This is a genomic window from Streptomyces sp. CA-294286 (genome assembly GCF_050947155.1).
Lineage (GTDB): Bacteria > Actinomycetota > Actinomycetes > Streptomycetales > Streptomycetaceae > Streptomyces.
This window is the reverse complement of the sequence record NZ_CP192005.1, coordinates 1,644,912-1,658,328: the sequence shown is the minus strand read 5'-3', so window position 1 is coordinate 1,658,328 and position 13,417 is coordinate 1,644,912. Positions and strand designations below refer to the sequence as shown.

At 72.3% G+C, this 13,417-nt stretch carries 14 protein-coding genes and 1 tRNA gene; 8 read left to right on the top strand and 7 right to left on the bottom strand.

All coding sequences use genetic code 11. The features are described from left to right. Window positions 1-21 precede the first annotated feature (21 nt). Both ACQPZG_RS11920 and ACQPZG_RS11915 read left to right on the top strand, forming a co-directional pair. Window positions 22-1,917, top strand: coding sequence for a tetratricopeptide repeat protein (locus tag ACQPZG_RS11920; RefSeq protein WP_433545783.1), 1,896 nt, complete (start codon window positions 22-24; stop codon window positions 1,915-1,917). 233 nt (window positions 1,918-2,150) lie between these two features. Further along, window positions 2,151-2,224: transfer RNA gene (locus ACQPZG_RS11915), tRNA-Met, on the top strand. Between the two features lie 102 nt (window positions 2,225-2,326). Here the strand turns inward: ACQPZG_RS11915 and ACQPZG_RS11910 are convergent. Beyond that, a complete protein-coding gene (locus tag ACQPZG_RS11910) occupies window positions 2,327-2,737 on the bottom strand; it encodes a Fur family transcriptional regulator (protein ID WP_185032808.1) in 411 nt (136 codons plus the stop codon). Window positions 2,738-2,863: 126 nt separating this feature from the next. Here ACQPZG_RS11910 and ACQPZG_RS11905 point away from each other — a divergent pair, with 126 nt between their 5' ends. Beyond that, on the top strand, window positions 2,864-4,339 hold the full coding sequence (locus tag ACQPZG_RS11905; RefSeq protein WP_433545782.1) for a catalase: 1,476 nt from the start codon (window positions 2,864-2,866) through the stop codon (window positions 4,337-4,339). A 97-nt stretch (window positions 4,340-4,436) separates the two neighbouring features. Here ACQPZG_RS11905 and ACQPZG_RS11900 read toward each other — a convergent pair whose 3' ends face one another. Both ACQPZG_RS11900 and hisN read right to left on the bottom strand, forming a co-directional pair. Further along, entirely contained in the window at window positions 4,437-4,844 is a 408-nt protein-coding gene (locus ACQPZG_RS11900) for a CBS domain-containing protein (RefSeq protein ID WP_185032812.1), read from the bottom strand. Window positions 4,845-5,005: 161 nt separating this feature from the next. Then, window positions 5,006-5,806, bottom strand: coding sequence for a histidinol-phosphatase (gene hisN, locus ACQPZG_RS11895; RefSeq protein WP_433545781.1), 801 nt, complete (start codon window positions 5,804-5,806; stop codon window positions 5,006-5,008). Between the two features lie 144 nt (window positions 5,807-5,950). Between hisN and ACQPZG_RS11890 the strand changes: the two genes are divergently transcribed. Beyond that, window positions 5,951-6,538: a TetR/AcrR family transcriptional regulator gene (locus ACQPZG_RS11890; protein WP_433545780.1), complete on the top strand. Its 588-nt coding sequence runs from the start codon at window positions 5,951-5,953 to the stop codon at window positions 6,536-6,538. Between the two features lie 11 nt (window positions 6,539-6,549). On the opposite strand, the gene ACQPZG_RS11885 is transcribed toward ACQPZG_RS11890, so the two are convergent. From ACQPZG_RS11885 to ACQPZG_RS11870, 4 genes are all read right to left on the bottom strand, one after another. Continuing rightward, window positions 6,550-6,873 (bottom strand): DMT family transporter, encoded by a 324-nt coding sequence (locus ACQPZG_RS11885; RefSeq protein WP_433545779.1) that lies wholly within the window; start codon window positions 6,871-6,873, stop codon window positions 6,550-6,552. A 99-nt stretch (window positions 6,874-6,972) separates the two neighbouring features. After that, the gene (gene rsgA, locus ACQPZG_RS11880; protein WP_433545778.1) at window positions 6,973-7,989 is read right to left on the bottom strand and encodes a ribosome small subunit-dependent GTPase A; all 1,017 of its coding nucleotides are present in this window, start codon (window positions 7,987-7,989) and stop codon (window positions 6,973-6,975) included. An 18-nt stretch (window positions 7,990-8,007) separates the two neighbouring features. Then, window positions 8,008-9,327 (bottom strand): 3-phosphoshikimate 1-carboxyvinyltransferase, encoded by a 1,320-nt coding sequence (aroA, locus tag ACQPZG_RS11875; RefSeq protein WP_433545777.1) that lies wholly within the window; start codon window positions 9,325-9,327, stop codon window positions 8,008-8,010. Window positions 9,328-9,516: 189 nt separating this feature from the next. Continuing rightward, window positions 9,517-10,245 (bottom strand): M50 family metallopeptidase, encoded by a 729-nt coding sequence (locus ACQPZG_RS11870; RefSeq protein ID WP_433545776.1) that lies wholly within the window; start codon window positions 10,243-10,245, stop codon window positions 9,517-9,519. 49 nt (window positions 10,246-10,294) lie between these two features. Between ACQPZG_RS11870 and ACQPZG_RS11865 the strand changes: the two genes are divergently transcribed. From ACQPZG_RS11865 to rsrA, 4 genes are all read left to right on the top strand, one after another. After that, window positions 10,295-11,116 (top strand): SOS response-associated peptidase, encoded by an 822-nt coding sequence (locus tag ACQPZG_RS11865; protein WP_433545775.1) that lies wholly within the window; start codon window positions 10,295-10,297, stop codon window positions 11,114-11,116. 299 nt (window positions 11,117-11,415) lie between these two features. After that, window positions 11,416-12,063, top strand: a complete 648-nt coding sequence (locus tag ACQPZG_RS11860) for an alpha/beta hydrolase family protein (RefSeq protein ID WP_433545774.1) — start codon at window positions 11,416-11,418, stop codon at window positions 12,061-12,063. Window positions 12,064-12,330: 267 nt separating this feature from the next. Continuing rightward, on the top strand, window positions 12,331-12,999 hold the full coding sequence (locus tag ACQPZG_RS11855) for a sigma-70 family RNA polymerase sigma factor (protein WP_433545773.1): 669 nt from the start codon (window positions 12,331-12,333) through the stop codon (window positions 12,997-12,999). Continuing rightward, a complete protein-coding gene (gene rsrA, locus ACQPZG_RS11850; RefSeq protein WP_433545772.1) occupies window positions 12,996-13,382 on the top strand; it encodes a mycothiol system anti-sigma-R factor in 387 nt (128 codons plus the stop codon). Before ACQPZG_RS11855 ends, rsrA begins: the two co-directional genes overlap by 4 nt. Window positions 13,383-13,417: the final 35 nt, after the last annotated feature.

The following is a 13,417-nucleotide window of genomic DNA, read 5'->3' as shown; positions in this document are numbered from 1 at the left end:
CGGGTTGCGGGTGGTGCGACGATGAAAACTATGGGGGACAGGGCAACTCTGTTGGAGACAGGGCGGGTTGACACAGACCGTGTGGAGCTGCGGCGGGCGGACGAAGGCACCGACACCGCCACGGCGGAGGACGAGGCACGCCACCGGCACGCCGCCGAGGAGGGCGACACCGAGTCCATGAGCGTCCTCGGCGCCCTTCTGCTGCGCCGCGGCGACCTGGACGGCGCGGAGCCGTACCTGCGCGCCGCCACCGCCGAGGGCGACCGGGCCGCCGCCAACAACCTCGGCGTCCTCCTGCACCAGCGCGGGTACGCCGACGAGGCCGCCGGATGGTGGCGGATCGCCGCCGTCGCCGGCTCCGCGGCCGCCGCCCACGCCCTGGGCCGCCACTTCCGCGAACGCGGCGACGAGCCCGCCGCCGAGTACTGGCTGCGCCAGTCCGCCGAGCACGGCCACGCCCTGGGCGCCTACGCCCTCGCCGACCTCCTCGAACACCACGGCGACGTCGGCGCGGAGCGCTGGCTGCGGGCAGCCGCCGAGCAGGGGCACCGCGAGGCCGCGTACCGGCTGGCCCGGCTCCTCGACCGCCGCGCGGGCACCCCCACCGGCGGCGGCCCCGCCGCCGACGTCGCCAACCGGCGCGGCATCACCTGGGACACCGACCCCCGCATGCTGCGCACCTCCTCCGCCGCCCCCGGCGAGAAGCCGCCCGCGCTGGAGGCCGAGCAGTGGTACCGGCAGGCGGCCGCCCGCGGCCACCGCAGGGCCGCCCTGCACCTCGGCGTCATCCTGGAGGCCAGGGGCGAGCTCAAGGAGGCCGGACGCTGGTACCTGACCTCCGCCAAGGACGGCGAGCCGCGCGCGGCGTGCGCGCTGGGCTTCCTGCTGCGCGACGCCGGTGACGAGGAGAGCGCCGCCGTGTGGTGGCTGCGGGCGGCCCAGGAGGGCGACGGGAACGCCGCCAACGCCCTGGGGGCCCAGCACGCCGCCCGCGGCGAGCAGCAGACCGCGGAGCGCTGGTACCGGGCCGCCCTGGACGCCGGCGACATCAACGGCGCGTACAACCTGGGGCTGCTGTGCGCCGCCCAGGGGCGTACGGCGCAGGCCGAGCAGTGGTACCGGCGGGCCGCGTACGCGGGCCACCGGGAGGCCGCCAACGCGCTGGCCATCCTGCTCCTCCAGGGCGGCGACGCGTCCGGCGCCGAGCCGTGGTTCTCCAAGGCCGCCGAGGCCGGCAGCGTGGACGCCGCCTTCAACCTGGGCATCCTGCACGCCGGTCGCGGCGAGGACCGGGCCGCCCTGGAGTGGTACGAGCGGGCCGCCGCCGCCGGGCACACGGAAGCCGCCCTCCAGGTCGGCATCGCCCTGCTCAGGGACGGCGACGAACGCGAGGCCGAGGCGCACCTGCGGCGCGCGGCGGGCGGCGGCAGCGCGGAGGGCGCCTTCCGGCTGGGCATGCTCCTGGACGCCAGGCAGCCGCCGTCCGGGCCCCCCGCCCTCGGCGAGTCCGTGGACGAGAAGTCCGAGTGCGAGGAGTGGTACGAGCGGGCCGCCGAGCAGGGGCACCGCCGCGCGCAGGTGCGGGTGGGCATGCTCGCGGCCGGGCGCGGCGACATGGCGGGCGCGGCCAAGTGGTACCGGGAGGCGGCCGAGGCGGGGAGCCTGGGCGGCGCCTTCAACCTGGGGCTGCTGCTGGCGCGTGAAGGGCGCGAGTCGGAGGCGCAGCTGTGGTGGACCCGGGCCGCGCACGCCGGGCACGGCCGGGCGGCGCTGCGGCTGGCGCTGCTGGCGGCCCGGCGGGGTGAGCTGGGCGAGGGCGAGCGGTGGTGCGTGCGGGCGGTGGAGCTGGGGCCCGCGGAGGTGGCCGAGCGGGCCGCGAGGCTGCGCGACGCGCTGCACCAGGAACTGACCGCGTAGGGTCCGCCACCCGCCAACCACCCCACTCGCCACCCATCCACCCCACCCGCCGCCGGCTCCGGCCGGTGGCGGGGGAGTCGGCTCGGCTCGGGGCGGCGCTCCGGCGGCCGGCTCGGTGCGCGTCGGCGGTCGGGCGTCCGACTCGGGTCGCAGGCGCGGGCACCCGGTTCCGTCCGGCGGTGCGGAAACGATTTGCGCTGGTCGGGGGCGCGACGTAGGGTTGGGTCTACCGACGCGGGGTGGAGCAGCTCGGTAGCTCGCTGGGCTCATAACCCAGAGGTCGCAGGTTCAAATCCTGTCCCCGCTACTGAAGAAGCAGTGCAGACCTGGGGCCCGGAACTCGAAAGAGTTCCGGGCCCCAGGTCGTTTCGTGTGCGCGGCCGGGCCGGGCCGCGGGCCCGCCCGGCGACTACGCGCAGTTCGGGCAGATGCCCCGGTACGTGACTTCCACGTCGGAGATGGTGAAGCCGAAACGCTCCGTGTCCGGGAGGTCGCCGAGCAGGTTGCCCGCGGGGTGCACGTCACGGATGGCGCCGCACCTCGCACACACCAGGTGCTGGTGGGGGCGGTGGGCGTTGGGGTCGTAGCGCTTGGCGCGGTGATCCGTGGAGACCTCGATGACCTCGCCGAGGGAGACCATCTCGCCGAGGGTGTTGTACACCGTGGCGCGGGAGATCTCCGGCAGCTTGTCGACGGCGCGCGCGTGCACCTCGTCGGCGGTCAGGTGCATGTGGTCCCCGTCGAGGACCTCGGCCACGACGCGGCGTTGCGCGGTCATGCGCCAGCCCCGCCCGCGCAGTCGTTCAAGAAGGTCGCTCATGTCTTCCAGCCTAACAGGGAGGGGACTCAGTCCCGAATGGATGTGAACCTGGATGCTCGCTTGACTTAGACAGTGTCCATTGTAGGATCGGGAAAAGCGATAGACCGAGGACAGGGAATTTCAGCAATGACGCAGGAGGCGCACGTGACGTCGCAGGGACCGCTCACCACCGAGGCCGGCGCGCCGGTCGCCGACAACCAGAACAGCGAGACGGCCGGTGTCGGCGGGCCCGTACTCGTCCAGGACCAGGCGCTGCTGGAGAAGCTCGCGCACTTCAACCGCGAGCGCATACCGGAGCGTGTCGTGCACGCCCGCGGCGCCGGTGCGTACGGCACCTTCACGCTCACCCGCGACGTCTCGCAGTGGACGCGCGCCAAGTTCCTCTCCGAGGTCGGCAAGCAGACCGAGACCTTCCTGCGCTTCTCCACGGTCGCCGGGAACCTGGGCTCCGCCGACGCCGTCCGTGACCCGCGCGGCTTCGCGCTGAAGTTCTACACGGAGGAGGGGAACTACGACCTCGTCGGCAACAACACCCCCGTGTTCTTCATCAAGGACGCCATCAAGTTCCCCGACTTCATCCACACGCAGAAGCGCGACCCGTACACGGGCTCGCAGGAAGCCGACAACGTGTGGGACTTCTGGAGCCTGAGCCCGGAGTCGACCCACCAGGTGACCTGGCTCTTCGGCGACCGCGGCATCCCGGCGACGCTGCGCCACATGAACGGGTACGGCTCGCACACCTACCAGTGGAACAACGCCCAGGGCGAGGTCTTCTGGGTCAAGTACCACTTCAAGACCGACCAGGGCATCAAGAACCTCACCACCGACGAGGCCAACCGGCTCTCCGGCGTGGACCCCGACAGCCACCAGCGCGACCTGCGCGAGGCCATCGAGCGCGGTGAGTTCCCGTCCTGGACCGTGCAGGTGCAGATCATGCCGGCGGCCGACGCGGCCACGTACCGCTTCAACCCGTTCGACCTCACCAAGGTGTGGCCGCACGCGGACTACCCGCCGATCGACATCGGCAAGCTGGAGCTCAACCGCAACCCGCAGAACATCTTCGCCGAGGTCGAGCAGTCGATCTTCAGCCCCGCGCACTTCGTGCCGGGCATCGGCCCGTCCCCGGACAAGATGCTCCAGGGCCGTCTCTTCGCGTACGGCGACGCCCACCGCTACCGCGTCGGCATCAACGCCGACCACCTGCCGGTGAACCGCCCGCACGCCACCGAGGCGCGCACGAACTCCCGTGACGGCTACCTCTACGACGGCCGCCACAACGGCGCCAAGAACTACGAGCCGAACAGCTTCGGCGGTCCCGCCCAGACGGGCGCGCCGCTGTGGCAGCCGGTCCAGGTGACGGGTGCGACGGGCAACCACGAGGCCCCGAGCCACGCCGAGGACGACGACTTCGTGCAGGCGGGCAACCTCTACCGCCTCATGTCGGAGGACGAGAAGGGCCGTCTGGTCGACAACCTGGCCCAGTTCATCGCGAAGGTGTCGCGCGACGACATCGCCGAGCGCGCGGTCGGCAACTTCCGCCAGGCGGACGCCGACTTCGGTAAGCGGCTGGACGCCGCTGTGCAGGAGCTGCGCGGCAAGTAGCCGACGCGGGCGCGCGTGGTGCGGCCGGTGGGCCGGGTTCCCCTGGGGGCCCGGCCCACCGGCCTGTGCGGGTATCCGCTCCGTGCTCGGGAGCCGCTCAGCCCGCCAGGGACGCCGGGTGGCGGTGGCTCGGGGCCCAGCAGCGGATGATGTCGCGGACCGAGACGACGCCTATCGGCTCGCCGTGGTCGTCGTCCAGCACGATCAGGTGGCGGAAGCCCCCGTGCGACATCGCGGCGGCGGCCTCCTCCAGGGTCCAGGACGGGGAGGCGAAGACGACGTCGGTGGTGGTGTGGGAGCCGGCGGTCTCCAGGTCGGGGTCCTGGTCGGCGCCGATGCAGTTGAGCACGTCGCGCTCGGTGAGGATGCCGAGGCCGCTGGTGTCGTGGTCGAGGACGATGGCGGCGCCGACGTGACGGACGGACATCAGTCGGGCGGCCTGACGGAGGGTGTGGGCGGGGCCGATGGTGAGGACCATGGTGCTCATGGCGTCGCGGACGAGCATGGAGAACAGCCACCTCCTGGGTGTGAGTCCGCACGAGAACGGATTCACAAGTTCACAAGTGAGTGAACTTTCAGAGTGGCAGCCCCGTGAGGGGTCAACAAGGGGCAGGCAGAGGCAAGTTGAGGGGCGCGCGGCGAAATGCCACGCGCCCCTCGGAGAGTTCAGTACCGCTGGTTGAGGTAGCCCAGCAGCTCGTCGTGGAGCAGCCCGTTGGACGCGGCGGCGTTGCCGCCGCCGACGCCGCGGACGCCGTCCAGGCCGGTGAAACGGCCGCCCGCCTCCTCGACGATGATCGCGTTCGCGGCCATGTCCCAGAGCGAGAGTTCCGGTTCCGCGCAGATGTCGACGGAGCCCTCCGCGACCATCATGTACGGCCAGAAATCGCCGTACCCGCGCGTGCGCCAGCAGGCCCGGGTCAGGTCCAGGAAGCCGTCCAGACGGCCCTGCTCCTCCCAGCCGGCGAGCGAGGAGAACGCGAAGGACGCGTCGGCGATCCGCGGGACCTTCGACACCTGCAACCGGGTCGCGGAGGTCAGGCTGCGGCCGGTGTACGCGCCGCCGCCCTTCGCCGCCCACCAGCGACGGCCCAGCGCGGGCGCCGACACCACGCCGACGACCGGGTGGTAGCCGCCCTCGCCCGCCTCCATGAGCGAGATCAGCGTGGCCCAGACGGGAACGCCGCGCACGTAGTTCTTCGTCCCGTCGATCGGATCGATCACCCAGCGGCGCGGCCCGGTGCCCTGGAGGCCGTACTCCTCACCGAGGATCGCGTCGCGCGGACGGGCGCGGAGCAACTGGCTCCGGATCAGCTCCTCGGCGGCCTTGTCGGCCTCGGTCACCGGGGTCATGTCCGGCTTCGTCTCGACCTTGAGGTCCAGGGCCTTGAACCGGTCCATGGTCTGGGCGTCGGCGGCGTCGGCGAGTACGTGGGCGAGGCGCAGGTCATCGTGATAGTCGGGCATGGGCACCACAGTATCGAGCGTGATCGGGCAGGACCCGTACGGGACCGCGGCGACGGCGGGCACCGGTCCGGGCGGGCGCTCGCGCGCAGGCACCCTTGACAGTGCGTGAGGTGCCGTCAACGCTGGCAGCCGGGAGGCGATGCTGTGCCCACTGCCCGAGAAGCCCTGTTGGACGCCGCCTGCACCTCGCTCGCGGTGCGGCCCTGGACGGCGATACGGATGGTCGACGTGGCCGCGGCGGCAGGGGTGTCCCGGCAGACCCTCTACAACGAGTTCGGCAGCAAGGACGGCCTGGCGCGGGCCCTGGTGCGGCGGGAGGCGGACGCCTTCCTGGCCGGGGTGGACCGCATTCTCGCGGACCGCACCGGATCCGACGCGGACCGGCTCACCGGGGTGGCCGAGTGGATCGTACGGGCCACCCGCGCGAATTCTCTGGTCCGGGCCCTGCTCAGCGGCTGCTGGTCGGAACGGCTGCCCTCGGGGCGGGCCGCACGCGGAGTCCCGGCCACCGCCGCCGGACCGGCGCAACGGCGGGCGGACGGCGGGGCGCCGGACGCGACGGCGCTCCTGACGCTCGTACGGGACCGGACACGGGAGGCGCTGGGGGAGGGCCTGCCCTGCGAGGCGGTGCTCCGGGTGGCGGTGTCCTGGGTGGTGGCGCCCGGCCGCCCCGAGGACGGCTCGGTGGCGGAGTTCGCGCGCGCCCTGGTGGCCGCGACCCGGGGGGACTGACGCCCGGGGGACTAGTGCGCGGAACTGGAGAGCTGGAGGCCGATGACGCCGATGATGACCAAGGAGATCGACACCAGTTTCAGGGTGGAGACGACGTCGTCCAGGAAGACCATCCCGTAGATCGCCGTGCCCGCCGCGCCGATGCCCGTCCAGACCGCGTACGCCGGACCCACGTCCAGCTTCTTCAGCGCCAGCGTGAGGAGGCCGAAACTGCCCAGGGCGAAGGCCCCGAAGGCGATCGTCGGCCAGAGTCTCGTGAAGCCGTGGGACAGCTTCAGACAGACGGCGAAGCCGGTTTCCAGGATTCCGGCGACCACCACCAGCAGCCACGCCATGTGAGTGTCTCCCTTGTCGGCCCGAGTCGGTGACTGCTTGGTCTCGCTCGGTGCGATTATGCCCTCCACCAGAGGGACGCAGGGGCGAACGCCGAGGGTTCAGTCGCCCTCGCGCCGTTCCCGGGTGGCGAGCAGCCGGCGCAGCGAATACAGCCGGGCCGGATCCGCGTGCCCGTCGGCGACCCACTTGTCCAGGGCGCACTCGGGCGCGCTCTCGTCGTGGGTGCAGCCGCGCGGGCACTGCTCCGTGCCCGGCTCCAGGTCCGGGAACGCGTTGAGGACGCGCGAGGGGTCCACGTGGTGCAGGCCGAAGGACCGCACGCCCGGAGTGTCGATCACCCAGCCGGCGTCCCCCGCCAGGGGCAGCGCCAGCGCCGAGGTGGTGGTGTGCCGGCCGCGGCCGGTGACCGCGTTCACGTGTCCGGTGGTGCGTCGGCGGTCCGCCGGGACGAGGGTGTTGACCAGCGTCGTCTTGCCGACGCCGGAGTGCCCGACGAAGGCGGTGATCTTCCCGTCGAGGTGCTCGCGCACGACGTCGCTCGCCGCCCCGTTCTCCAGCTCCGCACGGCTGGTGACGATGTACGGGACGCCCAGCGGCACGTACATCTCCAGGAGCTGGTCCGCGGAGGCCAAGTCGGACTTGGTGAGGACCAGCAGCGGTGTCAGACCCCCGTCGTACGCTGCCACCAGGCAGCGGTCGATCATGCGGGGGCGCGGCTCCGGATCGGCCAGGGCGGTCACGACGGCGAGCTGGTCGGCGTTGGCGACGACGACCCGCTCGAACGGATCGTCGTCGTCGGCGGTGCGGCGCAGGACGGAGGTGCGCGGTTCGATACGGACGATGCGGGCGAGGGTGTCCTTGGCGCCCGACAGATCCCCGACGATCATCACCCTGTCGCCCACGACCGCCGCCTTGCGGCCCAGCTCCCGGGCCTTCATCGCCATGACCGCACGGCCCTCGACGAGGCAGGTCAGGCGGCCCCGGTCCACGGTGAGGACCATGCCCTCCTGGGCGTCCTCGTGCTTGGGGCGGATGGAGGTGCGCGGGCGGTTGCCCTTGCGGTTGGGGCGGACGCGGATGTCGTCCTCGTCGGGGTTCTTGCCGTAACGACGCATAGTGTTCCCGTCCGGCCGTCAGTTGCCCGCGAGCATGTCGGACCACATCTGCGGGAAGTCCGGCAGTGTCTTGGCGGTCGTCCCCACGTTCTCGATCCGCACGTCCCGCACGGCCAGGCCCAGCATCGACCCCGCGGTCGCCATGCGGTGGTCGTCGTAGGTGTGGAAGGTCCCGCCGTGCAGAGCGCGGGGCCGGATGTGCAGGCCGTCGGCGGTCTCGGTGACGTCACCGCCGAGCCCGTTGATCTCCTTCGTGAGGGCGGCGAGGCGGTCCGTCTCGTGCAACCGCAGGTGCGCCACGCCCCGCAGCGTGGACGGGGAGTCGGCCAGGGCGGCCACCGCGGCGATGCCGGGCGTCAGTTCGCCGACCTCGCTCAGGTCCCAGTCGATGCCGTGGACGGTGCCGGTGCCGGTGAACGTCAGCCCGCGCTCGGTCAGCTCGTACGTGCCGCCCATCGCCGTGAAGATCTCCCGCAGCGCGTCGCCGGGCTGCGTGGTGTGCGTCGGCCAGTTCGGCACCGTCACCCGGCCACCGGTGATCAGGGCGGCGGCGAGGAACGGCTGCGCGTTCGACAGGTCGGGCTCGACCGTGAGGTCGCGGCCGAGGAGCGCGCCGGGGGCCACCCGCCAGACGTTCGCCTCGCCCCCGGACTCGGGAGTGTCGACCTGCGCACCGATCGCGCGCAGCATGTCGACCGTCATCCGGATGTGCGGGAGCGAGGGAAGGGTGGGGCCGGTGTGACGTACTTCCACGCCCTGGTTGAAGCGCGGCGCGGACAGCAGCAGCGCGCTCACGAACTGGGACGACGACGACGCGTCGATCTCGACCACACCGCCGTCCAGCGCGCCGCCGCCGAACACCGTCAGGGGCAGTGCTCCCCGGCCGTCGTCGTCGATGCGGGCGCCGAGGGTGCGCAGCGCCGTGATGACCGCGCCCAGCGGGCGCTCGTACGCACGCGGGTCGCCGTCGAAACGGATCGGGCCGTCCGCGAGGGCGGCGACGGGCGGCAGGAAACGCATCACCGTGCCCGCGTTGCCGACGTCGACGGTGGCGGGCCCGTGCAGCCCCGACGGAATGATCCGCCACGCCTCGCCGGAGCCGTCGGGCCCCACCCCCTCCTCGATGCCGACGCCCATCGCGCGCAGCGCCTGAGCCATCAGCAGGGTGTCGCGGGAACGCAGCGGGCGTCGCAGCCAGCCCGGCTCGGCGGCGAGGGCGGCCAGCACGAGCGCACGGTTGGTGACCGACTTCGAGCCGGGCACGGTGACCGTCGCGTCGACGGCCCCGGTCGCGTAGGGGGCGGGCCAGAGGGCAGGGTGCACGGCGCTTTCGGTCATGGCCTTCACTTTAGTGGCTCTCGGCGGGCTCGGATTTTGATCAAACGTGCGGATACCGGGGCACAATCCGAGCGAACGCGAGCCCGGGGGGCGACGCGTCCCGCTCTCCACAGCGGCCGGGCACCCGCCACGCACCGTTGCACGCACCGCACCACCCGGCTCCGGGCGCCGCCGACCCCGGCCGGACCGTCAGAGCCCCAGCAGCCACCGGCCGCCGCCGAGCAGCGCGCACACCGACACGACGTGGAACATCCCCAGCCACAGCAGCGGCGGTACGTGGGTGAGGCGGGCCAGCTGGTCGGCGTCGGAGTCGGGCGCACCGCCGTGCCGCCGCTTCGACTGGAGCTCGAAGGCGGGGCGCACGCCGCCCAGGAGCAGGAACCACACGACCGTGTACGCGAAGCCCGCCTGCACGTCCGGGCCGGCCAGCCAGGACACCAGGACGAACGCCGCACCCGTGACGACGACCGTGAGCACCCCGTACGCGTTGCGGATCATCACCAGCATCGCCAGGAGCAGTGCCGTCGCGACCCACAGGAACAGCGTGATGTGGTCGGCGGCCAGCAGCCACGCCCCGCCGAGCCCCAGCAGCGGCGGCGCGGTGTAACCCGCGGCGGCGGTCAGGATCATGCCGATGCCGGTCGGCTTGCCGCGGCTGACGGTGAGCCCGCTGGTGTCCGAGTGCAGCCGGATGCCGGTCAGCGTGCGGCCGGTGAGCAGTGCGATCAGCCCGTGGCCGCCCTCGTGGGCGATGGTGATCGCGTTGCGCGTCAGCCGCCACAGGGGGTGCGGGACGACGGCGATCAGCGCGAGCGCGGCCGTCGCGTACAGCAGCCAGTTCTCCGGGTCGGGCTGGGTGCCGGTCAGACGGTCCCAGAGGGATCCGAGGTCGGAGGCGCCGAGATTGTGGGTGTCCATTTTTCGGGCGGCTCCTTGAGGGCTGTACGGGCATGGCAGTGTGACAAGTATGTGTGGACGGTATGCGGTGAGCCGCGGGGCCGAAGACCTCGCAGGACTCTTCCAGGTGGAGAAGTGGGATCCGGCCGAGAGCTTCGTACCGGACTGGAACGTGGCGCCGACGAAGACGGTGCCGGTGGTGCTGGAGCGTCCGGTGAAAGACGCAGCGGATCCGCGTCCGGTTCGGCAGCTGCGGATGCTCAGGTGGGGCCTGGTCCCGTCGTGGTCGAAGTCGCCCGACGGCGCGGCACGGATGATCAACGCGCGGGCCGAGACGATCCACGAGAAGCCGTCGTTCCGCAAGGCGTTCGCCGCGCGGCGGTGCCTCGTGCCCGCGGACGGCTATTACGAGTGGGTGACGGGAGCCGCCGAGCGGGGCCTGGAGGAGGAGGGCAGGAAGAAGCGGGCACGCAAGCAGCCGTACTTCGTGACCCCGGCGCAGGAGTCCGTCATGGCGATGGCCGGGATCTACGAGTTCTGGCGGGACCGCACCCTGCCCGACGAGCACCCGATGGCCTGGTGGACGACGTGCTCGGTCGTGACGACGGAGGCCGAGACCTCGCCGTTGTCCGGTGGGCCGGCGGGGGAGGGCGGGCCGTCCTCGCTGGCGGAGATCCACCCCCGGATGCCGCTGATGCTGACGCCGGACAAGTGGGCCGCGTGGCTGGACCCCTCGCTCACCGACGTGGCGGAGGCCCGGGAGCTGCTGGTGCCGCCTTCGGCGGGGTCGGTGCGGGCCTACCCGGTGTCGACGGCGGTCAGCAATGTGCGGAACAACGGGCCCGAGCTGCTGGGAGAGCTGGAGGGCGCGGAGGTGGGGACGTTGTTCTGAAGGGTGCGAGGGCGTCCGGCGGGCGCCGAACCGCAGGGGTGGGGGCAGGGAGGGGCACACCTCCCGCGTCGCAGGGCCGCCACTTGCCCGCCCTTCCCCGAGCACTCGGCTTCGCTCGAACCTCGAACAGGGAGGTGCCCCCGCGCCCCCGGGTACGGCTCCGCCGACCAGGGGCGCGGACGTGGACGGCACCACCGACCAGGGGAACGGACGCGCGGGGCTCCGTCGGCCGAAGGAGCGGGACAGGAGCGGGTGGGGCGTTCCGGATGGGCGGGGGGCGAGGGCGGCAGGATGGGGGGATGGTGCGAGTGGTGGACGTGGAGACCGCGGCCGGTGGGGCGCGGGTGCATTGGTACGAAACCGGGGGCGGACGGGAGCCGCGCGCCGTGCTGGCCCTCGGGCACGGCGCCGGCGGCGGCGTCGAGGCCCGGGACCTCCGGGCGCTCGCCGCAGCCCTCCCCGCCGACGGCGTGAGCGTCGCCCTGGTCGAGCAGCCCTGGCGGGTGGCCGGCAAGAAGGTCGCCCCCGCGCCGAAGACGCTCGACGTCGGGTGGCGGGGCGTGTGGCCCGAACTGGCCGCCGCCGGAGCACCCGTCGTCGCCGGCGGGCGGAGCGCCGGAGCCCGGGTCGCCTGCCGGACCGCGACCGAACTGGGAGCCCTGGCCGTACTCGCCCTGAGCTTCCCCCTGCACCCTCCCGGCAAGCCCGAGAGGTCCCGCGCGGCGGAGCTGACCGGGACCGGAGTGCCCACCCTCGTCGTACAGGGCGCCAAGGACCCGTTCGGGCGGCCGGAGGAGTTCCCGCGGGACGACGGCTTCGAGCTGATCGAGGTACCGCACGGCGACCACGGCTTCGCGGTGCCCAAGCGGGCCGACCTCACCCAGGACGAGGCGCTCACCGTTCTCACGGCCGGCGTACGGCAGTGGATGCCGCGCATCGGGACGTGAGAGGGGCCACCCGGCCCCCGCAGCCGTACCGGTCGGGAATGTTGCGGAGCCTCACCCTGTTGTCACCTGCGTCGGACGTAGAAACGAGAGGGAGTTCGCCGCATGGGTTCCACCATCTGCCCACGTCGCCCGCAAGCCTCTGACCTGGAGTGGACGGTGCTTTCGGCGGCGAAGACCGTTCCCGCTCAGGCGGCGGGCAAGCGGGGTAGTCGTCTATCCTCCGAGTCGAGTGGGTCCGCGTTCGGGCCCGCCACGGCGCTGAAGGAGGTGGGTCCGGTCACTGGGACCGACGCAGGGACCGAAGCCGGCCACGCGGAGGAGACCACCGCCGAGCGCAATGCGCGCTTCGAGCGGGATGCGCTGGGCTTCCTCGACCAGATGTACTCCGCCGCGCTGCGCATGACGCGCAACCCCGCGGACGCGGAGGACCTGGTGCAGGAGACGTATGCCAAGGCGTACGGGTCGTTCCACCAGTTCCGTGAGGGCACCAACCTCAAGGCATGGCTGTACCGGATCCTCACCAACACGTTCATCAACTCCTACCGGAAGAAGCAGCGCGAACCGCTGCGCAGCGCTTCCGAGGAGATCGAGGACTGGCAGCTGGCCCGCGCCGAGTCGCACATGTCGACCGGACTGCGTTCCGCCGAGTCGCAGGCGCTGGACCACCTGCCCGACTCGGACGTGAAGTCGGCCCTCCAGGCCATCCCGGAGGAGTTCCGGATCGCGGTGTATCTCGCCGATGTCGAGGGGTTTGCCTACAAGGAAATCGCGGACATCATGGGGACACCGATCGGTACGGTCATGTCCCGGCTGCACCGGGGACGCCGCCAGCTGCGCGGCATGCTGGAGGACTACGCCCGGGACCGGGGACTGGTGCCGGCCGGCGCCGCGTCCGCGTCCGGGGAGTCGAACGACGTGAAAGGCTCGGGCTCATGAGCTGCGGAGATCCGCACGAGACGGACTGCTCTGAGGTCCTCGACCATCTCTATGAGTTTCTCGACAAAGAGATGCCGGACGGTGAGTGCACCAAGTTCGAGGAGCACTTCGAGGAGTGCTCGCCGTGCCTGGAGAAGTACGGCCTCGAACAGGCCGTGAAGAAGCTGGTCAAGCGGTGCTGCGGGTCGGACGACGTCCCGGCGGACCTGCGGTCGAAGGTGCTGGGACGCATTGATCTGATCCGGGCCGGTCAGGCCGTGCCGGAGCAGGACGTGACCGCCCCGGACCTCCTCGCGCCGGAGGTGCCCGCGGACCTGTCGTCCGGGACGGGACCGGCCCCCGACGCCGTTTCGGCGGCGGCCAAGGAGCAGGCCAAGCAGTAATTCGTACGAGCAGGCCGCCCGTACGGGCGCCGTAC

Excerpts from the sequence above, each read along its gene's own strand:
- rsrA (WP_433545772.1), top strand. The coding sequence starts at position 12,996 with ATGAGCTGCGGAGATCCGCACGAGACGGACTGCTCTGAGGTCCTCGAC.
- ACQPZG_RS11910 (WP_185032808.1), bottom strand. The coding sequence starts at position 2,737 with ATGAGCGACCTTCTTGAACGACTGCGCGGGCGGGGCTGGCGCATGACC.
- ACQPZG_RS11885 (WP_433545779.1), bottom strand. The coding sequence starts at position 6,873 with ATGGCGTGGCTGCTGGTGGTGGTCGCCGGAATCCTGGAAACCGGCTTC.
- ACQPZG_RS11900 (WP_185032812.1), bottom strand. The coding sequence starts at position 4,844 with ATGCTCGTCCGCGACGCCATGAGCACCATGGTCCTCACCATCGGCCCC.
- aroA (WP_433545777.1), bottom strand. The coding sequence starts at position 9,327 with ATGACCGAAAGCGCCGTGCACCCTGCCCTCTGGCCCGCCCCCTACGCG.
- rsgA (WP_433545778.1), bottom strand. The coding sequence starts at position 7,989 with ATGCGTCGTTACGGCAAGAACCCCGACGAGGACGACATCCGCGTCCGC.
- ACQPZG_RS11860 (WP_433545774.1), top strand. The coding sequence starts at position 11,416 with ATGGTGCGAGTGGTGGACGTGGAGACCGCGGCCGGTGGGGCGCGGGTG.
- ACQPZG_RS11870 (WP_433545776.1), bottom strand. The coding sequence starts at position 10,245 with ATGGACACCCACAATCTCGGCGCCTCCGACCTCGGATCCCTCTGGGAC.
- ACQPZG_RS11920 (WP_433545783.1), top strand. The coding sequence starts at position 22 with ATGAAAACTATGGGGGACAGGGCAACTCTGTTGGAGACAGGGCGGGTT.
- hisN (WP_433545781.1), bottom strand. The coding sequence starts at position 5,806 with ATGCCCGACTATCACGATGACCTGCGCCTCGCCCACGTACTCGCCGAC.
- ACQPZG_RS11865 (WP_433545775.1), top strand. The coding sequence starts at position 10,295 with ATGTGTGGACGGTATGCGGTGAGCCGCGGGGCCGAAGACCTCGCAGGA.
- ACQPZG_RS11905 (WP_433545782.1), top strand. The coding sequence starts at position 2,864 with ATGACGCAGGAGGCGCACGTGACGTCGCAGGGACCGCTCACCACCGAG.